The organism is Ottowia sp. (assembly GCF_046348305.1).
GTDB lineage: Bacteria > Pseudomonadota > Gammaproteobacteria > Burkholderiales > Burkholderiaceae_C > Ottowia.
In genome coordinates, this window is the sequence record NZ_JAXMEM010000005.1 from 279097 (window position 1) to 299574 (window position 20478).

Genomic DNA, 20478 nt, shown 5'->3' on the forward strand with positions numbered 1-20478 from the left:
GCTTGGGCGGCGCCAGTGCAGGAATCGTAGCAGGGCTGGGTGTCTGCCCGGCTACACGCCGAGGTGGCGCGTCAGCAGGTCGGGCTGGGCGCGAATGGCGTCGGACGTGGCCTCGAGTGCCACCGCGCCCTTGACCAGGATCACGTTGCGGTCGGCGATTTCGGTGACGTGGCGCCAGTTCTTGTCGACGATGATGCTGGAGATGCCGCTTTCGCGGATCAGCGCGCAGATGCGCCAGATCTCGCGCGCGACGAGCGGCGCCAGGCCTTCGGTGGCCTCGTCCAGGATCAGCACGTCGGGGTTGGTCATCAGCGCGCGGCCGATGGTCAGCATCTGCTGCTCGCCGCCCGACAGCTGCTGGCCGCCGTGCTGCAGGCGCTCGGCCAGGCGCGGAAAGGTTTGCAGCACGCGCTCATACGTCCAGTCGCGCTGGCCGCGCGTGCCGGCGCGGGCGGCCATCTTCAAATTCTCGGTGACCGAGAGGTTGCCGAAGATGCCGCGCCCCTCGGGCACGTAGGCCACGCCCAGTTGCGCCACCTCGTAGGGTGCGCGCCCGGTCATGGGCCGGCCCATCACCAGCACGCCGCCGGCGCGCGGTTTGACCAGGCCCATGATGGATTTCAGCAGCGTGCTCTTGCCCATGCCGTTGCGGCCCATCAGGCCCACCGTCTCGCCGCGGCGCACGGCAAAGTCGATGCCGCGCAGGATGTGGCTGGCGCCGTAGTAGCTGTGCAGGCCGATGGCGTGGATCAGCAAATCACCATCCGCGCCGGGTTGTGCCGGCACGTCGTCGGCACGCGGGCGCGGCGCCAGCGGGTCGTTGGGATCGTCGGGGAGGTTGGCGTTGGCTTGGGTGGCCATGGGTCAAACGTCCTCGCCGAGATAAGCGGCCTGCACGCCCCGGTCGGCGCGGATGGCGGCCGGCTCGCCGCTGGCGATCACCGTGCCGTTGACCATCACCGTCAGGTGATCGGCCAGGGTGAATATGGCGTCGATGTCGTGCTCGACCACCATCATGGCGTGGCGCGGCTTGATGCGCAGCAGCAGCTCGACCATGCGCTCGGCCTCGGCCGTGCCCATGCCGGCCAGCGGTTCGTCCAGCAGCAGCACGCGCGGCTCGGTGGCCAGGGTCATGGCCACTTCCAGCTGGCGCTGCTCGCCGTGGCTGGCGGCGCCGGCGATGGTCTGGCGCCGCCCGGCCAGGCCCGCCAGCTCCAGCGCGGCTTCGGCGCGTTCGTTGACGGCCGGGTCGGCCTGCGCGCTGGCCAGCCAGCGCAGCGGGTTCCAGGGCTGCTGCGCGGCGCGCGACTGCGCGGCCAGGCGGATGTTTTCCCACACGCTGAAGCTGGGGAAGATGTTGGTCTTCTGGTAGCTGCGGCCCAGCCCCTGGCGCGAGATCTGCTCGGGCGCGGCGCGCGTGATGTCCTGGCCGGCCAGCTCGATGCGTCCAGAGCTGGGTGGCAGGTCACCCGACAGCAGGTTGGTCAGCGTGGACTTGCCGGCGCCGTTGGGGCCGATGACGACGTGGATGCGGTCTTGCCACAGCTCCAGCGACACCTTGTTGACGGCGGCCAGCCCGCCGAAGGTCTTGGTCAGCTCGCGTGCGCGCAGCAGGGCTTCAGGCATCGGGCGCTCCCGGCCGCGCGCCCAGGCGCTGCGCGAGGCCCAGCAGGCCGCGCGGCGCAAAGCAGATCACCGCCACGATGAACAGGCCCATCCACAGCTGCCAGTGCTTGCCGGTCTCGAAGCCGCCGATGGCCGGCAGGTCCTTGAACACGTCCAGCATGATCTCGAAGGCGAAGGCGCCGACGATGGCGCCGGCAAAGTTGCCCATGCCGCCCAGGATCACCATCATGATGACGTGCGCGCTCTGGTGAAAACCCATCAGCTCGGGGTTGACGAAGCCGCTTTGCGCACCCCACAGGTAGCCCGCCAGCCCGGCCAGCGCGCCGGCCAGGGTGAAGGCCGCCAGCTTGTAGCCAAAGCTGCCGTAGCCCACGGCGCGCATGCGGTGCTCGTTGACGCGGATGCCCGCCAGCGCGCGCCCGAAGGGGCTCCACAGCAGGCGGCGCAAAAAGACGAACACCCCCAGCATGCAGACCAGGGTAAAGTAGTAGAAGACGCGCTTGTTCTCCAGGTCGAAGACGCCGGCGTCGGGCCGAAAATTGATGTACAGGCCGTCCGAGCCGCCCAGCGCCTTGTTGTCGAACACCAGGTAAAACACCATCTGCGCGAAGGCCAGCGTGACCATGATGAAGTAGATGCCGCGCGTGCGGACCACGAAAAAGCCGATCACCAGCGCCGCTGCACCCGCCAGCCCCATGGCGGCCGGCAGTGTCCACCACAGGCTGACGGGCTCGCCCGGCGGCGTGACGAAGGCCAGCGCGTAGCCGGCAATGCCGAAGTAGGCCGCGTGGCCCAGCGACACCAGGCCGGTGACGCCCTGCAGCAAATCCAGGCTCATGGCGAAGATCGCCAGGATCATCATGCGCACGACCATCTGCTGGTAGAAGTCGCTGCCGACGAAGGGAAACAGCGACAGCGCGGCCAGGCCCACGGCCAGGGCGGCCTTCAGGCCGGTGGGCAGGGCTTCGAGGGGGCTTGCGTGGGCCGTCATGACTTGAACAGGCCCTCGGGCTTCCACAGCAGCACGGCCGCCATCAACATGTACACGCCCATGCTGGAGACCTGCGGCAGCAGCACCTTGCCGAAGGTGTCCACCAGGCCCACCAGCAGGGCGGCGATGAGCGCGCCGCGCACCGAGCCGATGCCGCCGATGGTGACCACCACGAAGCACATGATCAGCACCGACGAGCCCATGTTGGGATAGACGCTGGAGACCGGCGCGGCGATCATGCCCGCCACGGTGGCCAGCGCCACGCCGATGGCGAACACCAGGGCGTGGATCAGCTTGATGTTGATGCCCAGCGACTCGGTCATGTCGCGGTTGAAGGCGCCGGCGCGAATCTTCATGCCCAGCCGGGTCTTGCCGATCAGCAGGTACAGGCCGACGGCCAGCGCCACGCAGATCGCCATCATGAACAGGCGGTACACCGGGTAGGACAGCGTGTCGGTCAGCGGCAACGAGCCGGTCAGCAGCGGCGGCACCGGCACGCCGTGCACGTCGTCGCCCCACAGCAGCGAGCGCGACTCCTCGAAGATGTAGATCAGCCCGAAGGTCAGCAGCACCTGGTCGAGGTGCTCGCGCTGGTAGAAATGGCGAAACAGCAGGCGTTCGAGCACCAGGCCGAACACCACCGACAGCCCCGTGCCCACCACGATGGCGGCGGTGAAGCTGCCCAGCTGCGCCGACAGCGCATACGCCAGATAGGCCCCCAGCATGTAGAAGCTGCCGTGCGCCAGGTTGACCACGCCCATGATGCCGAAGATCAGCGTCAGGCCCGCGGCCAGCATGAACAGCAGCAGGCCGTACTGCACGCTGTTGAGCAGCTGGATCAGGAAGTTGGCAAGGTCCACGGCGTGAAATAGAAAGGGCTTGTGCAGGGCACAAGGCCCTGAAATCAACGAGGCAAGAGGCCGCGGAGCAGGCCATGCCAGCAAACGCCGTGGAGCGGGCTTGGCCCGGCCACTGGCGTTGTCCCCCTTTCCAAGGGGGAAGGCGCGTCAGCGCCTCAGGGGGTTACGTCAGCTTGCAGCCCGCGCCCGAATCGGCCAGCGCCTTGGCGGCCACGCCGACCACCACGTTGTCGCCCTTTTCGACCTTGCGCAGGTAGATGTCCTGGATCGGGTTGTGCGCCTTGCTCATCGTCCACTTGCCGCGCGGGCTGTCGACCACGGTGGATTCGATGGCCTTGTACAGCGCCGCCTTGCTGGCCAGGTCGCCCTTGACCGCGGCGGCGCCCGCCACCAGCAACTGGCCCGAGTCGTAGCCCTGCACGGCGTAGACGTCGGGCTGCATCTTGAACTGCTGCGCGTAGGCGCTGCGGAACTGCTTGTTGCGCGGCGTGTCCAGCGAGTCGGCGTAGTGCAGGGTGCTCATCACGCCCTCGGCCGCGGCGCCGGCGGCCTCCAGCGTACCTTCGGTCAAAAAGCCCGAGCCCCACAGCGGAATCTTGTCGTGCAGGCCCGCGGCGGCGTAGTCCTTCATGAACTTGGCGGCGCCGCCGCCGGCAAAGAAGCACGCCACCGCATCGGGCTTGAGCGCGGCGATCTCGGTCAGCAGCGCCTGGAACTCGACGTTGGGGAAGGGCACGGCCAGTTCCTTGACGATGGTGCCGCCGGCCTTGGTGTAGCTTTCCTTGAAGCCCTCCAGCGCGTCGTCGCCGGCGGCGTACTTCCAGGTGATCCATACCGCCTTCTTCAGGCCGCGCTCCATCATGGGCTTGCCCAGCGCCAGCGTGGGCTGGCTGTTGGTGAAGCTGGCGCGGAACACGTTGGGCGCGCACAGCGCGCGCGTGACGGGCAGCACGCCCGCGTTGGGAATGATGTTGAGCACGCCCGATTCGCGCGCCACCTTGTGGATGCCCATCTGCACGCCTGAGTGCACGGTGCCGATCAGCACGTCCACCTTGTCGCGCTGCACCAGCTTGCTGGCGTTCTCGACGCCCTTGGACGGCTCGGACTCGTCATCGACCTTGAACCACTCGATCTCGCGCCCGCCCAGCTTGCCACCCTTTTCGGCAATCGCCATGCGCACGCCGTTTTCAATGGCCACGCCCAGCTGCGCGTAGGTGCCGGTGTAGGGCAGCATGAAGCCCACACGCACCTTGCCCGATTGCGCGCGCGCGATCTGCGGCAGCAGCAGGCTGGCGGTGCCGGCGCCCACCAGGGCAGCGCTGCGCGAAAGCACCAAACGGCGGCTGGGGCTGCGGACAGAGGGGGTGGATTGCATCGGATGTCTCCTCGGTTGATGGGGGTCAAACAGCGCCGCATTGTGGTTCATCGACCCGGGTTTGTGGCCCTTGGCTTTCCCGCAATTGCTCGGGATCGAGGGAAAAACCGGGGTGAAAACATGAATTAAAGTGCGTATTGACGCGCAGTATAGTGCGTGTGTGACACCTGCCGGCTAGGGGTTTCCCAGCAAATGCGCAGACAGGAGCGTGGGCGCAGCGCCCGGCGATCCGCCTGACCGCCGGAGGGCATGCGCCGGACTACAACGCGAACAGTGCCGCCAGTTGCTTGCGGTCGCGTCGGTCTTTCCAGTGCCAGACCTCGCGGCCTTCGAGGCCGAGCGGGCCCCACACCGCGATGGCGTGTCCAAGGCCGGCGCCCACCACGTGCAGGCGCGCGGCGCCCAGCGGCGCCTTGCGGAAGGCGCCGCCATTCAGTGCGGTGCGCAGGTTGGCCTCCAGCACCGGGCCGACTTCGACCGGTGCGCCGGGCGGCACGACGAAGATCTGGCGGTGGCTGTCGCTTTGCAGACGCTCGTTGAGTTGCGGCACCCCGCCCTCGGTGGTTTGCAGGCCGGCCTGCGACAGCCAGGCCGGCGCGGCCGCGTGGTATGCCAGCAGGGGCGCGTCGCATTGCAGGCTGGCGCCGCTGGCCAGCAGCACGCTGCCTTCGTCGATGCCGACGCAGCGGTCTTGCAGCACGGTGACGTCGAGGGCCTTCAGGCGCGCCAGCAGGCGCCGCTGCAGGGCGGCGGGGTGATCGGCCAGCAGCGGCGCGTCACCGGCCACCAGCGTGACGCGGCTGCCGTGCGGGGCGGCCAGGGCGTGCGCGGCGGCCAGGGTCAGCTCGACGCCGGGCAGGTGGTCGGCCATCACCACCACGTGCAGGGGCCGCTGCTGTGCCAGCGCCTGCAGCTGCGGCCACAGTTGCACGAAGCCTTGCAGCGGCAGGGTGAACAGCGCGTTGCGGCGCGCGCCGGGCATCTGCGCTTCGATGGCGTCGCGGTCGGGCGCGGGCTCGACGTCGATGGACAGCACGTCGTAGGGCAGGGCGTCGCCGGTGGACAGCTGCACGCGCCGCGCGGCCGGGTCCAGCGACAGCACGTGCGCCGGGACGAACTGGGCGCCGCTGGCTTCGACCAGCGCGTCCAGCGGGATGCGGATGTCGTCCAGCGTGTAATGGCCGGCCACGTAGCCCGGCACCATCGCCGCGTCGATGTAGTAGGGATGGGGCGCCACCAGGGTCACGCTCGTGTCGCCGCCGGCCTGCCGGGCCAGGCCGCGCAGCACCTGCAGATGCGCGCGCCCAGCGCCCAGCAACACCAGGTGTTTGCGGGGTGGATTCATGGCCCGAGTTTATCGACTGCGTGTCAAGCCACCATGAACGGCGCCCGGCGTTGCAAACCGTTGCAGCCGGGGGCGGTCGCCCGGCGGCTCAACCGACCAGTGCCTGGGCAAACTCGCGCGCCTTGAAGGTCTGCAAGTCTTCCAGCTTTTCGCCCACGCCGATGAAGTACACCGGCAGTGGCTTGCCGCGCGCGGCGTATTCCCGCGCGATGGCGCACAGCACGCCGCCCTTGGCCGTGCCGTCCAGCTTGGTCACGATCAGGCCCGTCAGGCCCAGCACCTCGTCGAAGGCGCGCACCTGCGCCAGCGCGTTCTGGCCGGTGTTGCCGTCGATCACCAGCAGCACCTCGTGCGGGGCGGTCACGTCGGCCTTGGTCACCACGCGGCGGATCTTGGCCAGCTCTTCCATCAGGTGCTTTTGCGTGGGCAGGCGCCCGGCGGTGTCCACCAGCACCACGTCCAGGCCGCGCGCGCGCCCGGCGCCCACGGCGTCAAAGCTGACGGCCGAGGGGTCGGCCCCTTCCTGGCTGATGATCTCCACGCGGTTGCGGTCGGCCCACACCGCCAGCTGCTCGCGCGCGGCGGCGCGAAAGGTATCGGCCGCCGCCAGCAGCACGCTGGCGCCGGCGTCGGCCAGGTGCTTGGTCAGCTTGCCGATGCTGGTGGTCTTGCCGGCGCCGTTGACGCCGGCCACCATGATGACGGTGGGGTGGTACTCGCCCACCACCAGCGTTTTTTCGAGCGGGGCGAGCAGCTCGGCGATCGCGTCCTGCAGCAGCACCTTGACCTGGGCCGGTTCAGTGGCCTTGGTCTCCTTCACGCGGCGGCGCAGGTCGGCCAGCAACTGCTCGGTGGCGGGCACGCCGGTGTCGGCCAGCAGCAGGGCGGTTTCCAGTTCTTCATACAGCGCATCGTCGATCTGCGCGCCGGTGAACACCGTGGTGATGCTGCTGCCGGTTTTCTTCAGGCCGCTTTTCAGTCGGTCGAGCCAGCCAGTGCGGGAGGGGGAGGCGATGGGTTCGGCCTGTGGTGGCGCCTGTTCGAAAAAATTGGATTTGTCGCCCGTTGAGAAAGCGCTGGCAGCTATTGTTTCAATAGTATTGTCGGGCTCTGTCGGCGCCAAGGCTGCCGGCGTGTCGGCTTGTGCCCCAGGCCGGGGTACGGCAGGCCCAAGCGGCTCGGTGGGCAAGAACCCATCGGCATCGGGCGTGGGCGTCGGCGCCGTATCGGCGGTCTTTTTGCGGCGGAGAAAGCTGAACATGGAGCCCGATTTTAGGGAACCACTGAACAATGGCCGCCGAAAGCTCGGCCATCAGAATTTGCATCCTTCGTTTCATGATGCGGCTTGCGGTTTGCGACTCGGGCTGTTTTCAAGCCTTGTTTTTGCCTTTTCGGCCTCTTTGAAGCCCCGTTTGCGCTTTCAAGGCGCACCTGTGCCTTGCAACTGCAATAGCGGCATCTTGAGCAACACCAGGTTGGCCAACGCGAACATCACGTTCAGTTGGCTCGCGTTCTTGGCCAAGCCACGATAGCGCAGCTTCTTGTGGCCAAAGAGGTTCTTGACCACGTGAAACGGATGCTCGATGCGCGCGCGAATCTGCGCCTTCACCCGCTCCAGCGCCTGCTTCAACTGCTTGGTCAAGCCCTCGGGCATGGCCTTGATCTTGTGACGGCGCTCCGCGACGTGCCAGTTGACGTCCGCTTTGATGCGTCCCTCATCTTGCGCCGCTTTGACCTCCTCGCGCTTTTCAACGCCCGTGAAGCCTGCATCGGCGTGTACATCGCTTTCCTGACCGTGCAGCAGGTGGTGAGCGTTGGCCACGTCCGACTCGTTGGCTGCGGTGACATGGATGCTGTGCACTGCACCCGAGTCAGAGTCGGCCCCGATATGCGCCTTCAACCCGAAGTGCCACTGATTGCCCTTCTTGGTCTGGTGCATCTCGGGATCGCGCTGGCCATCCTTGTTCTTGGTGGAACTCGGTGCGGCGATGATGGTGGCGTCAATCATCGTTCCCTCACGCATGAGCAGGCCTTGCTCGCTCAGGTGCTGGTTGATCTGCTCGAAGATCGCCTTGCCCAGCTCGCGCTGCTCGAGCAGGCGGCGGAACTTGAGCAGCGTGGTGGCATCGGGTGCGCTCTCGCGCGCCAAGTCGATACCCACAAACTCGCGCATGGCGCAGCTGTCGTACAGCGCATCTTCCAGCGCCTCATCGCTGAGCGCGTACCACTGCTGCACGAAGTACATGCGCAGCATGCGCTCAAGGCCGATGGGCGGGCGGCCAACGCGGCCACTGCTGGGGTAGTGCGGCTCAATGAGGGCCAGCAGGCGCTGCCAGGGCACCACCTTCTGCATCTGGCCCAAGAACTTCTCGCGGCGCGTCACGCGCTTCTTGCCTGCATACTCCAAGCTGGCAAAGCTGACTTGTTTCATGCTCCGAGTTTAGTAGCAAACGCAGCAATCGACCATCGGGGTTGGCCCGAATAAATCAGCGTTTCCTTAGGGAAGCGCACGCCGCAGGCGGCAGAATCGGGTGGACGTGGACAAATGCGCCCTCGGCAAATCCGACACCTGCGACCGGTTTCTCAACCCGGCCGTCGAGTGCGCCGGTTGGAATCTGCACTTGGCCGCGAGTCCTTGTGCGCAGGGCCGTCTGGTGATGGCCAGGGTGACCCATAAACTCTGTACCTTCGAACTGAATGAGGATTTGAGCCATGCTGCTTAGCCATATCCGTCTGAAAAACTGGCGCAATTTCCAGGTTTTGGATGTGCCGTTGCGGCATGTCACCTATGTGCTAGGGCCGAATGCGTCTGGCAAGTCGAACCTGCTGGATGCCTTGCGGTTTTTGCGTGATGTGAGCAAGAGGCAGGGCGGTGGCTTGCAAGCAGCCATCGTGGATCGGGGTGGAATTTCCAAGGTGCGGTGCCTGCATGCGCGGCGCGATCCGGAAGTGGAAATCGACATTGAGCTCAGCCGTGAGTTGGATCAGGAGGTGCCTTCATGGCGCTATGTGTTGGCCTTCAGATCTGAAGGAAAAGGCGCTCAGCGGCTGCTGGTGTCGCGCGAGCAGGTGTGGTGCGATGGTGAACTGATTCTGGATCGGCCCAATGACACCGACAAGAAAGACACACTGCTTTTGACCCAGACCTATCTGGAGCAAATTCAAACCAATCAGGGTTTTCGCGAGTTGGCTGAGTTTTTGAGCGACATCACTTACTTGCACTTGGTACCGCAATTGCTGCGGTTTGGCGAAAGGATAGGAGGCAACCGCTTGACGGATGACCCGTTTGGTCAGGGGTTCCTGGAACGGCTCGCGCAAACCACCGAAAAGACTCGAAATGCGCGGCTGAGAAAAATCGGCACTGCGTTGACCCTGGCAGTTCCGCAGTTCGCCGAGCTGCGCTTTGAAAAAGACGACATGGGTCACCCACACCTTCAGGCACGCTACCAGCATCACCGTCCGCAAGCGGGTTGGCAGTCGGAGGAGCATTTTTCCGATGGCACGCTTCGTCTGTTTGGGCTGTTGTGGATGTTGCTGGAGGGCGGAAATTCCATGCTTTTGCTGGAAGAGCCGGAGATTTCTCTCAATGACGCCATCGTTGCTCAGATCCCGCTCATCATTGAGCGGCTGCAACGCGGACAAAAATACAAGCGTCAAGTGCTTCTGACGACGCACAGCGAGGCGCTGTTGAGCAACCCCGGTATTGATGAGCGCAGCGTCGTGCTGCTGGAGACAGGCAATCAAGGCACCACAGGCAGGGTGGTCAATGCGGATGAACGGCAGGCCTTGCGTGCGGGGTTGAGCGTGGCCGAAGTGGTTCTGCCCAAAACCCGACCCACTGCGGTGACGCAATTGGGGCTATGGGAATGACGCCGATTGCCATTGCCACAGAAGATCAATTGAGCGAAGCCCTTGCCTTGCGATTGATCGCAGAACTTCCGGGGCCACATGAGGTGACGCACGTCCTGCGTAAAGGCGGTTCTGGCTATTTGCGCTCGAAGATGGACAGTTGGAGCCAGATGGCACAGCACCGTGTCATGCTGGTGCTGACGGATTTGGATAAGGTTGAATGCGCTGCGGAGCTGCGACGACAGTGGTTTGCCGCGCGGGTCGTGCCTGACCGGCTGCTCCTGCGTGTGGCCGTCCGCGAAGTCGAGTCCTGGGTGCTCGCCGATGAGTTGGCCGTACGTGCATTGGTGGGTTCCAAAGGCACTGTGCCATCCGCGCCAGATGCTTTGCCAGACCCGAAGCAAGCACTTCTGCAACTGGCGAAGAGCGCGTCCAGGAGTGTCAGGGATGACTTGACCCGGATGGCGGGTGGGCAACTGGTGCAAGGGTTGGGGTACAACGCTCGCCTTGCATTGTGGGTGAGCTCCGAATGGGATCCTCGACGTGCTGCTGAGAGATCACCGAGTTTGGCGCGTGCTCGCAAACGGCTGCGGGAGGCTGTCGGCGCGTTTGGGTAGACAGTACCCCATCTCAGTTTGTGACATCCAGCGGCTCCTTGCCCCGCGCCTCGACACGCCCCACCGACGCCGCTCGCTCAAATCCATGGCGCTGGAAGGTCGCCAGCACCGCATCCACCGTATCCGGCGCGCAAGCCACCAAAAGTCCTCCACTGGTCTGCGGGTCGGTCAAAAGGGCGCGCTCGGTGTCGGCAAAGCCGGGGGGCAACTGCACTTCGTCGCCATACGCTGCCCAGTTGCGCCCGCTGGCGCCGGTGACGATGCCGCGCGCGGCCAGTTCGCGCACGCCGGGCAGCAGGGGCACGGCGGGCCAGTCGATCTGCACCGTGACGCCGGCGCCGCGCGCCAGCTCCAGCGCATGGCCGGCCAGGGCGAAGCCGGTGACGTCGGTGATGGCGTGCACGCCGGGCAGTTGCGCCAGATCGGGGCCGGCGGTGTTCAGGCGCGTGGTGCTGGCGATCATCTGCGCGTAGCCCTCGGCGTTCAGCTCGCCCTTTTTCAGCGCGGCCGAATACACGCCCACACCCAGCGGCTTGCCCAGCACCAGCACGTCACCCACCTGGGCAGCGCTGTTTTTCTTGACGCGATCCGGGTGCACCAGGCCGAGCGCGACCAGGCCGTAGATGGGCTCGACCGAGTCGATGGTGTGCCCGCCCGCGATCGGGATGCCCGCCTGGCGGCACACGTGGGCGCCGCCTTCCAGGATCTTGCCGATGGTGGCCAGCGACAGCACGTTGATGGGCATGCCCACCAGCGCCAGCGCCATGATGGGCGTGCCGCCCATGGCGTATACGTCGGACAGCGCATTGGCGGCGGCGATGCGGCCGAAGTCGAACGGGTCATCGACGATGGGCATGAAGAAGTCGGTGGTCGCCACCAGGGCTTGCTGGTCGTTCAGGCGGTAGACGGCGGCGTCGTCGGCGGTTTCGATGCCCACCAGCAGCTCGGGCGGCAGCGGCATGGCGGTGGTGCCGCGCAGGATGCTGGAGAGCACGCCGGGCGCGATCTTGCAGCCGCAGCCGCCGCCGTGCGATAGGCTGGTGAGACGCGGCTCGGCGGGAGTGGACGGGGCAAGGGGGGCGGGGGTCGAGGTCATGGCGCGGCGACAGGGGTGGTGTTGATGAAACAGCGATTGCTATTGATAAAATAGCTATTTGCGCTTGTTGGACGTGCGCTGCGGGCACTTTTTATCAGAATTCGTCATTATGCGCCGCCGCGTGGCGGACATCGGGCACACTGGGCGGCCCGGAACATTTGCCGGCCCAACCGACTCATGCATGCCATGACTTTCCTGACGAGAACGCGCGCCGCCCTGGCCTGCGCGCTGGTGCTGGCGCTGCCGCCGGCCCATGCCGCAGCCGACGCGGCGGTGCAGCAGTACCAGCTGGACAACGGCCTGACGCTGATCGTCAAGCCCGACCGGCGCGCGCCCACCGCCGTGCAGATGCTGTGGGTGCGCGTGGGCTCGCTGGACGAGGAAAACGGCACCACCGGCGTGGCCCACATGCAGGAGCACCTGATGTTCAAGGGTACCGACACGCTGGCGCCGGGCGAGTTCTCGCGCCGCGTGGCGCAGTTGGGCGGGCGCGAGAACGCCTTCACCACGCGCGACTACACCGGCTACTACCAGCAGGTGCCCGCTGGCAAGCTGGCCGACGTGATGGCGCTGGAGGCCGACCGCTTTGCCCACAACCGCTACAGCGACGCCGAGTTCGCCAAGGAGCTGGAGGTGGTCAAGGAAGAGCGCCGCATGCGCACCGACGACAACCCCCGCGCGCGCCTGATGGAGCAGCAGATGGCGGTCACTTTCACGGCATCGCCCTACCGCCGCCCGGTGGTGGGCTGGATGGGCGACCTGATGTCGCTCACCGCGGGCGATGCGCGCGCCTTCTACAAGCGCTGGTACGTGCCCGCCAACGCCGCGGTGGTGGTGGTGGGCGACGTGGACCCGGTGGCCGTGCTGGCGCTGGCGCAGAAAACCTACGGCACCATCGCCGCGCGGCCGGTGCCCGTGCGCAAGCCGCAGCCCGAGCCGCCGCAGCCCGGCGAGCGGCGCGTGCAGGTCAAGGCCGTGGCCGAGCAGGCCGTGGTGTCCCTGGCCTTCAAGGTGCCGCGCCTGGACGGCCTGGCGTCCACGCCCGACAACGGCGACGCACTGGCCCTGACCATGCTGGCCGCCGTGCTGGACGGCTACAGCGGTGCGCGGCTGGACCGGGCCCTCACGCAAGGGCCCGATCGCGTGGCCGATTCGGCCGGTGCCGGCAACGGGCTGATCGGGCGCGGCCCGCAGCTTTTCACCCTGAGCGGCGTGCCGGCGCAGGGCAAGACCGCCGCGCAACTGGAGGCCGCCTTGCGCGCCCAGGTCGCGCGCGTGGCCGCGGAGGGCGTGAGCGAGGCCGAGCTGCACCGCGTGAAGACCCAGTGGGTGGCCAGCGAGGTGTACAAGCGCGATTCGGTGATGGGCCAGGCGCAGGAGCTGGGCAGCATGTGGGCCCAGGGTCTGCCGCCCGACGCCAGCGAGCGCCTGATCGAGCGGCTGCGCCAGGTCACGCCCGCGCAGGTGCAGGCGGTGGCCGGCAAGTATTTTGGCGACGAGCAACTGACCGTGGGCACGCTGGTGCCGCAGCCGGGGGCGGTCAAACGCGGCGACCAGGCCGCGCCCTCCGACGCGATCCGGTGAGGCCATGGCAATCATGACTATCAAATCAATAGCTGCCCGCGCTTTTCTGGCTTGCGCTGTGGCCCTTTTTGTTCTTTGGTTTGGCATGGACGCGGCGCGCGCCGCCATCCCCATCCAGCACTGGATCCAGCCCAGCGGCGCGCAGGTGTGGCTGGTCGAAAGCCCCAGCATCCCCATGCTGGACGTGCAGATCGACTTCGACGCCGGCAGCCGGCGCGACCCGGCCACGCAGGCCGGCCTGGCCGACGTGACCGCGCTGATGGCCGGCAAGGGCGTGGCCGCGTCCGGCGGCCTGCCGGCGCTGGACGAAAACCAGCTGGGCGAGGCCTGGGCCGACCTGGGTGCCAGCTTTGGCGCCAGCGCCGGCATGGACCGCATGGGCTTTGGCCTGCGCACCCTGACCGACCCGGCGCTGCTGCCGCAGGCCGTGGCACTGGCCGCGCGTGAGCTGGGCGAGCCGGCTTGGCCCGAGGCCGTGTGGCAGCGCGAGCGCCAGCGCCTGTCGGCCGCCATCGCCGAGTCGCGCACCCGCCCCGGCACGGTGGCGGCGCTGGCCTTTGCCAAGGCGGTGTATGGCGATCACCCCTATGGCTACGAGACCACGCCCGAGTCGCTGGCGCGCATCCAGATCGCCGACATGAAGGCGTTCTACGCCACACACATCCAGCCGTGCCGCGCCCGGGTCAGCCTGGTGGGCGCCGTCACCCGCGCCCAGGCCGATGCGCTGGTGGCGCAGTTGCTGGCGCGCCTGCCGCAGCCGGGCGCCTGCGCCGCGCTGCCGCCGGTGCCCGAGGTCGCGCCCCTCGCCGCCGGGCGCGAAATCCGCATCCCCATGCAGGCCGCGCAGGCGCAGGTGCTGATCGGGCAGCCCGGCTACAAGCGCGACGACCCGGCGTTTTTTGCCCTGCTGGTGGGCAACCACATCCTGGGGGGCGGCGGCTTCAGCTCGCGCCTGATGAGCGAGCTGCGCGAGCAGCGCGGCCTGACCTATGGCGTGAGCAGCAGTTTCGACCCTGGCCGGCACGCCGGCGCCTTCACCATCGGCCTGCAAACCCGCCCCGACCAGGCGGGCGAGGCCGTGCGCCTGGCGCGCCAGGTGCTGGCCGGCTTCGTGGCCGATGGGCCCAGCGCCGCCGAATTGCAGGCCGCCAAGGACAACCTGATCGGCGGCTTTGCCCTGCGCCTGGACAGCAACCGCAAGCTGCTGGGCAACGTGGCCAACATCGCCTGGAACGGCCTGCCGCTCGACTACCTGGAGCACTGGAACGAGCACGTGGCCGCCGTCACCGCGGCCGACATCCGGGCCGCCTTTCAGCGCGTGTTGCAGCCCGACCGCATGGTGACCGTGATCGTCGGCGCGACGCCCTGAACGCGCCGCCCCCGGCGACCCGCGCGGTGCGCCAGGGCCCAAGCGGGATCCGGCGAAATCCTTGATCTGATCGGGGTTGCATGCGGGCTGCACAGGAGTATGATTTTGATAATCATTCTCATTGGTTCCGCTCATGACCCTCACGCAAACCCTGATCGCCGGCCTGGTCGGCACGGCCCTGGCCACCTCGGCGCTGGCCGCCGAATACCCCATCGGCAAGCCCAAGGACATGAATGGCCTCGAAGTGGCCGCCGTCTACCTGCAGCCGATCGAGATGGACCCGCCGGGAATGATGCGCGCGGCCAAGGACTCGGACATCCACCTGGAGGCCGACATCCACGCCACGGCTGACAACAAGAACGGCCTGCCCGAAGGCGCCTGGGCGCCGTACCTGGTCATCAAGTACACGCTGCAAAAGCAGGGCGAAGCCAAGCCCCTGCAGGGCGATCTGATGCCCATGGTGGCCAACGACGGGCCGCACTACGGTGACAACGTCAAGCTGCAAGGGCCCGGCAAGTACAAGCTCACGCTGAACATCGCCCCGCCGGGCCATCACTTCGGCCGCCACGTGGACAAGGAAACCGGCGTGGCGCCGTGGTTCAAGCCCTTCGAGGTGCAATACGAGTTCGTCTATGCCGGAACGGGCAAGAAGGGCGGATATTGACATGCGCTCCGCATGGCGTTGGCTGGCCGTGCTGGCCGCATGCCTGATGCCCATGGCAGCGGCCCGCGCCGAGCTGCCCACGCACACGCTGACCTTCACCGCGGATGGCAGGTTCGACCCGCCGCGGCTGGAAGTGGAGCCGGGTCGCTTCAAGATCGTGCTGGTCAACCAGAGCACGCAGGCGGTCGAGTTCGAGAGCCTGCCGCTGCGTGCCGAGAAGGTGCTGGCGCCGGGCGTGACCTCGTTTGTCGTGCTGTCGCTGTCGCGACCGGGCGAGTACCCGTTTTTTGACGACTTTCACCCGCAGGCCAAGGGCGTGCTGGTGGTCAAGCCAAAGTAAAAGAACACGAGATCATGGGTGAAATTGCCTTCATCGTCTGGCGAGAGAGCGTCGAAGCGTTGCTCGTGGTCGGCATCCTCTACGCCTGGCTGCGCACCGAGCCCGCGGGCCGGCGCGGCCTGCCCTGGCTGTGGGCGGGGGTGGGCTGCGGCCTGCTGCTGGCGGGCGCACTGGCGTTGGCGCTGCTGGGCCTGGCGACGTGGCTGCCGGGCGACGGGCCCGAATGGTTTCAGGCCGTGATGGCGCTGGCCGCCAGCGCACTGGTGGTGCAGATGGTGGTGTGGATGCGTCGGCATGGGCGTGGCCTCAAGCGCGAGTTGCAGACGGGCGCGGCCCAGCAGGTCGAAAGCGGCCATTGGTGGGGCCTCCTGGTGCTGGTGATGGTGGCGGTGGCGCGCGAGGGCAGCGAGACCGTGGTGTTTTTGTACGGCAGCGTACTGTCCTCGCAGCAGCACGGCGGCGTGGGCGCAGCGGTGGGGGCCGGGCTGGGCGGTTTCGTGGCGGCGCTGGCCACTTTCTGGCTGCTGCAGCTGGGCGGCAAGGTCATCACCTGGCGGCGCTTCTTTCAACTGACTGAAATCCTGTTGCTGCTCCTGGCCGGCGGCCTGCTGGTGGGCGCCTGCGACCGCCTGATCGCCTTGGGCGCGCTGCCCACGCTGATGGATCCGGTGTGGGACACCAGCGCTTGGTTGGACACCGGCGCCGGCCTGGGCAAGCTGCTGGCCGACTTTGCCGGCTATCGCGCCACGCCGGCGCTGTCGCAGCTGCTGATCTGGTTGGCCTATTGGGTTGTCGTCATGTGGCTGCTGCGCCGTGCCGGGCGCACGCCGGCGCCGCGCGCCGTGGCGGGCGGGCGTCACGTCGCGGGCTGAGGCGCCGCGCAATTCTCCGAAAGCATCACCGTGGCGGTCATCGTTCATCCGGTTCCTCCCCTCGTGCGACCGGCCACCTGGCGCGGCCGGGTGGCGCGCGCGGGCGACTTCCTGCGCGACCACCAGCGCGCCGTGCGGCGCCTGCAGTGGGTCATCGTCGGGGTCTACGTCGCGCTGCTGGCCATTCCGGCCGTGCTGCCGCTGCCCGACCGCACGGCCAGCGTCTTCAACAACCTCACCATCGTCGCGCAGTTCGCCTTCTGGGGCCTGTGGTGGCCCTTCGTGCTGGTGTCGATCCCCTTGTTCGGGCGCGCCTGGTGCGGCCTGTTCTGCCCCGAGGGGGCGCTCACCGAATGGGCCAGCCGGCACGGGCGTGGCGGCGCCATTCCGCGCTGGATGCGCTGGGGCGGCTGGCCGGTGGTGGCTTTCGCCCTGACGACCGTGTATGGCCAGCTCGTCAGCGTCTATCAATACCCTTGGGCGGCGGCGGCCGTGCTGGGCGGCTCCACGCTGGCGGCCATGGCCATCGGCTGGCTGTACGGGCGCAACAAGCGCGTGTGGTGCAAGTACCTGTGCCCGGTCAACGGTGTGTTCAACCTGCTGGCGCGGCTGGCGCCCTGGCATTTCGCAGTCGACGCTGAAGCCTGGCGCACCGCGCCGCGGCGCACCGAGAGCATCAACTGCGCGCCGCTGCTGCCGCTGCGCACCATGGAGGGCGCGGCCGAATGCCACATGTGCGGGCGCTGCAGCGACTACCGCGGCGCCATCGCGCTCGAGGCGCGCTCGCCCGAGGCCGAGATCGTCGGCGTGGCCCCCGGCAACGGCTGGGAGACGGCGCTGATCGTGTTCGGCCTGATGGGCCTGGCGGTGGGCGCCTTCCTGTGGAGCGCCAGTCCCTGGTTCGTCACCCTCAAGCAGGCGATTGCGACCACGCTGGTCGACCACGACATCTACTGGCCGCTGGCGCAGAACGCGCCCTGGTTCGTGCTGACGCATTACCCCGAGGTCAACGACAGCTTCAGCTGGCTGGACGGCGCGGTGATCCTGCTGTTCATCGCCGGCGCAACGGTGGCGGTGGGCGGCGCCGTGTTTGCCGGCCTGTGGGCGGCCGACCGCGTGCTGCCGCGCACGCACGGCCTGCGCAACAGCGCCACCGGCCAGGCGCTGGGCGGGCGGCTGGCGGGCGTGCACAAGCTGGCCCAGGGCCTGATCCCGACCGCGGGCATCGGCGTGTTTTTGGGGCTGACCGCCACCACGCTCACGCTGCTGCAGCACGAGGGGGTGTCCACCGGCTGGGCCAACGCCGTGCGCTTTGCCCTGCTGGGCCTGGCGCTGGTCTGGAGCCTGCGCTTCGAGTGGCGCCTGACGGGCCTGCGCAGCGCCGCGCCGCTGCGCCGCTTGTCGGCCGTGGGCCTGATTGCGCTGGGCCTGGTGCCGTTTTGCTGGGCCTGGGAATTGTTTTTTGTCCGCTGGTAGCCGCGTGTCCGCGGCTTTTTCAATTTTTCAATCTTGAACTGACGAGGAAACCGCCCGCATGAAGGCTCCGCTGTTCTGTGCTCTTGCGCTGGCCACTGCCACGGGCGCCGCCCGGGCCGAGGAATCCAGCCTTTCGCTGTACGGCGTGATCGACGCCGGCCTGATCAACCAGCGCGTCACCGGCCCGCAAGGCGTGCGCACCTCGCACACGGGCATGGTCTCGGGTGGCTTGACCGACACGCTGTTCGGTGTGCGCGGGCACGAAGACCTGGGCGGCGGCCTGGCCGCCAAGTTCCAGTTCGAATCCATGTTCAACCTGGCCCGCGGCGAAACCTCGGATGCCGATCACTTCTTCAACAACGCGGCCTGGGTGGGCCTGGCCAGCGAGAACCTGGGCGAGATCCGGCTGGGCCGCCAGCACACCGCCGCGCAGCAGTTCGCCAGCCAGCTGGAGGCCGCGTCCTGGGTCAACATGGGCATGGGCTCCACCTTTCGCGCGTCCGACAACTACCAGGTCAAGAACGCCATCGGGTATCTGTCGCCCGCCTGGGGTGGCGTCAGCCTGGGCCTGACCTACAGCTTCGATGCGGCGGGCGATCAGATCAAGGGCCAAAGCTCGCCCGCCGTCAGCGCCGCGGTGCAGTACAGCCAGGGGCCCCTGCTGCTGGTGGCTACCTGGGATCGGACCCGCCTGACGCCGGCGCTGCGTCCCGGCGCGTCCAACCCGCAGGCCGTCCAGCTGGGGGCGTCGTACGACTTCGATGTGGCCAAGCTGTCGGCAGCCTGGAGCCGCCAGAGTCACGGCTACGCCGGGCTCAATGGCGGCGACCCCGACGACCTGGGTCTCGGCCTGGGAGCCGCCGATTTCGCCCGCGGTGGACGCCTGGACGCCTGGCTGCTGGGCGCGACCGTGCCCGTGGGCGCGCAGGGCAAGGTGCTGGCGCAATGGTCGCTGGTCCAGCCCGATTGGAACTGGGGCGACGGCAGCCGAGCGCGCAATGGTCAGGTGGCCACGCTGGGCTACGTGCACAGCCTCTCGCCGCGCACCACCCTCTACGGCATGGTGGGCCTGGCCACCCGATATTCGCTGGAGGACCAGGTGGTGCAGGGGCAGGGCACGACGCGGCGCGTCATGGTGGGCCTGAACCACACGTTCTGACGCGCGGGCCGGGCGACAATCGGCCCATGCCCAAGCCCCACGCCAACCGACTCGCCGCCCTGCCGCGCCAGGTGCGCATCATCGGCGGCCAATGGCGCCGCACGCTGCTGCCCGTGGCCGACCGGCCGGGGCTGCGCCCCACGCCCGACCGCGTGCGCGAGACGCTGTTCAACTGGCTGGGGCAGGACCTGCATGGCTGGCGCTGCATCGACGCGTTTGCCGGCACCGGCGCGCTGGGGCTGGAGGCCGCCTCGCGCGGCGCGGCCGAGGTGCTGCTGGTCGAGCAGGATGCCGGCCTGGCGCGGCAATTGCAGGACATCAAGGCGCGTTTGCGGGCCGATGCCGTGCGGGTGCAGCGCGGCGATGGCGTGTCGGTGCTGGCCGCGTGCCCGGCTGGCGGCGTCGATCTGGCGCTGCTGGATCCGCCATTCGATGCGCCGGCGCTGTTTGCCCCGGCGCTGGCCGCCGCCGCCCGGGCGGTGCGCCCGGACGGATTTGTTTACCTGGAGGCGCCCACGGCCTGGGGCGCCGCCGCGCTGGCCGATGCGGGCCTGGCGTTGCACCGCCACTTGAAGGCTGGCGCCGTGCATGCCCATCTGCTTGTGCCGCAGCGCGCGGCTTGCGCATAATCGGCCCCGACTTCAGCACCCGGCAGCACGCCGCCCGACGGAGACCCTTCCCATGAGCCGACACGTCATCGCCGTCTACCCCGGCACGTTCGACCCCATCACGCTGGGGCACGAGGACATCATCCGCCGCGCCCGCGAACTGTTCGACGAGGTCATCGTCGCGGTGGCCGTGGCCCATCACAAGAAGACGCTGTTTTCGCTCGACGAGCGCCTGGCCATGGTACAGGAGTCGGTCACCAAATGGTCGGACGTGCGCGCCGAGTCGTTTGACGGCCTGCTCAGCCACTATGTGCGCGCCAAGGGCGGCAAGGCCATGGTGCGCGGCCTGCGCGCGGTGTCGGACTTCGACTACGAGTTTCAGTTGGCCGGCATGAACAGCAAGCTGGCGCCCGAAGTCGAGAGCGTGTTTCTGACCCCCAGCGGGCGCTACCAGTTCGTCAGCAGCACCCTGGTGCGCGAGATCGCGCTGCTGGGCGGCGATGTCGCGCAGTTCACCTCGCCGCACGTTTGGCAGCGGTTGATGGAGCGCAAGCAGGCGGGCACAAAACCCTGACCCGCGCCGCGCCCATCCGGCCCGCGCGCGGCGGATGTGCAGGTCGGGCCGATAAAATCGATCCATCCGTCTG

The 20478-nt window shown here is 67.9% G+C and carries 20 protein-coding genes; 11 read left to right on the top strand and 9 right to left on the bottom strand.

The genetic code is table 11. The features are described 5' to 3' along the window. Positions 1–51: 51 nt before the first annotated feature. From U1F38_RS07365 to U1F38_RS07400, 8 genes are all read right to left on the bottom strand, one after another. The gene (locus U1F38_RS07365) at positions 52–861 is read right to left on the bottom strand and encodes an ABC transporter ATP-binding protein (protein ID WP_409986403.1); all 810 of its coding nucleotides are present in this window, start codon (positions 859–861) and stop codon (positions 52–54) included. Positions 862–864: 3 nt separating this feature from the next. Then, entirely contained in the window at positions 865–1626 is a 762-nt protein-coding gene (locus U1F38_RS07370) for an ABC transporter ATP-binding protein (RefSeq protein WP_409986404.1), read from the bottom strand. Continuing rightward, positions 1619–2617, bottom strand: coding sequence for a branched-chain amino acid ABC transporter permease (locus U1F38_RS07375; RefSeq protein WP_409986405.1), 999 nt, complete (start codon positions 2615–2617; stop codon positions 1619–1621). The genes U1F38_RS07370 and U1F38_RS07375 overlap by 8 nt, the downstream gene beginning before the upstream one ends. Next, the gene (locus tag U1F38_RS07380; RefSeq protein ID WP_409986406.1) at positions 2614–3477 is read right to left on the bottom strand and encodes a branched-chain amino acid ABC transporter permease; all 864 of its coding nucleotides are present in this window, start codon (positions 3475–3477) and stop codon (positions 2614–2616) included. The genes U1F38_RS07375 and U1F38_RS07380 overlap by 4 nt, the downstream gene beginning before the upstream one ends. Positions 3478–3640: 163 nt before the next feature. Then, entirely contained in the window at positions 3641–4852 is a 1212-nt protein-coding gene (locus U1F38_RS07385; protein WP_409986407.1) for an ABC transporter substrate-binding protein, read from the bottom strand. Between the two features lie 259 nt (positions 4853–5111). Beyond that, positions 5112–6197 carry an NAD(P)/FAD-dependent oxidoreductase gene (locus tag U1F38_RS07390; RefSeq protein WP_409986408.1) on the bottom strand — a complete coding sequence of 362 codons (1086 nt, stop codon included), beginning with the start codon at positions 6195–6197 and terminating at the stop codon, positions 5112–5114. An 88-nt stretch (positions 6198–6285) separates the two neighbouring features. After that, positions 6286–7458 carry a signal recognition particle-docking protein FtsY gene (ftsY, locus tag U1F38_RS07395; RefSeq protein ID WP_409986409.1) on the bottom strand — a complete coding sequence of 391 codons (1173 nt, stop codon included), beginning with the start codon at positions 7456–7458 and terminating at the stop codon, positions 6286–6288. 159 nt (positions 7459–7617) lie between these two features. Then, complete coding sequence (locus U1F38_RS07400) at positions 7618–8628, bottom strand: IS5 family transposase (RefSeq protein WP_409985509.1); 1011 nt, start codon at positions 8626–8628, stop codon at positions 7618–7620. 281 nt (positions 8629–8909) lie between these two features. On the opposite strand from U1F38_RS07400, the gene U1F38_RS07405 reads away from it, so the two are divergent. Then, entirely contained in the window at positions 8910–10067 is a 1158-nt protein-coding gene (locus tag U1F38_RS07405; protein WP_409986410.1) for an AAA family ATPase, read from the top strand. Next, positions 10064–10663 carry a hypothetical protein gene (locus tag U1F38_RS07410; protein ID WP_409986411.1) on the top strand — a complete coding sequence of 200 codons (600 nt, stop codon included), beginning with the start codon at positions 10064–10066 and terminating at the stop codon, positions 10661–10663. Before U1F38_RS07405 ends, U1F38_RS07410 begins: the two co-directional genes overlap by 4 nt. Before the next feature lie 13 nt (positions 10664–10676). Here the strand turns inward: U1F38_RS07410 and selD are convergent, their stop codons facing one another. Then, positions 10677–11759: a selenide, water dikinase SelD gene (selD, locus tag U1F38_RS07415; protein WP_409986412.1), complete on the bottom strand. Its 1083-nt coding sequence runs from the start codon at positions 11757–11759 to the stop codon at positions 10677–10679. Positions 11760–11945: 186 nt separating this feature from the next. On the opposite strand from selD, the gene U1F38_RS07420 reads away from it, so the two are divergent. The 9 genes from U1F38_RS07420 (at position 11946) to coaD (ending at position 20405) form a co-directional block, all read left to right on the top strand. Beyond that, on the top strand, positions 11946–13343 hold the full coding sequence (locus U1F38_RS07420) for a M16 family metallopeptidase (protein ID WP_409986413.1): 1398 nt from the start codon (positions 11946–11948) through the stop codon (positions 13341–13343). Positions 13344–13347: 4 nt separating this feature from the next. Next, positions 13348–14712, top strand: a complete 1365-nt coding sequence (locus U1F38_RS07425; RefSeq protein WP_409986414.1) for a M16 family metallopeptidase — start codon at positions 13348–13350, stop codon at positions 14710–14712. A 133-nt stretch (positions 14713–14845) separates the two neighbouring features. Beyond that, positions 14846–15376, top strand: a complete 531-nt coding sequence (locus U1F38_RS07430; RefSeq protein WP_409986415.1) for an iron transporter — start codon at positions 14846–14848, stop codon at positions 15374–15376. A gap of 1 nt (position 15377) precedes the next feature. Beyond that, complete coding sequence (locus U1F38_RS07435) at positions 15378–15716, top strand: cupredoxin domain-containing protein (protein WP_409986416.1); 339 nt, start codon at positions 15378–15380, stop codon at positions 15714–15716. Between the two features lie 14 nt (positions 15717–15730). Continuing rightward, positions 15731–16588 carry an FTR1 family protein gene (locus U1F38_RS07440; RefSeq protein ID WP_409986417.1) on the top strand — a complete coding sequence of 286 codons (858 nt, stop codon included), beginning with the start codon at positions 15731–15733 and terminating at the stop codon, positions 16586–16588. A gap of 63 nt (positions 16589–16651) precedes the next feature. Further along, on the top strand, positions 16652–18064 hold the full coding sequence (locus U1F38_RS07445; RefSeq protein WP_409986418.1) for a 4Fe-4S binding protein: 1413 nt from the start codon (positions 16652–16654) through the stop codon (positions 18062–18064). Between the two features lie 58 nt (positions 18065–18122). Continuing rightward, a complete protein-coding gene (locus tag U1F38_RS07450; RefSeq protein ID WP_409986419.1) occupies positions 18123–19223 on the top strand; it encodes a porin in 1101 nt (366 codons plus the stop codon). A gap of 26 nt (positions 19224–19249) precedes the next feature. Beyond that, a complete protein-coding gene (gene rsmD / locus U1F38_RS07455) occupies positions 19250–19852 on the top strand; it encodes a 16S rRNA (guanine(966)-N(2))-methyltransferase RsmD (protein WP_409986420.1) in 603 nt (200 codons plus the stop codon). Between the two features lie 52 nt (positions 19853–19904). Next, complete coding sequence (gene coaD / locus U1F38_RS07460; RefSeq protein WP_409986421.1) at positions 19905–20405, top strand: pantetheine-phosphate adenylyltransferase; 501 nt, start codon at positions 19905–19907, stop codon at positions 20403–20405. The last annotated feature ends 73 nt before the right edge of the window (positions 20406–20478 follow it).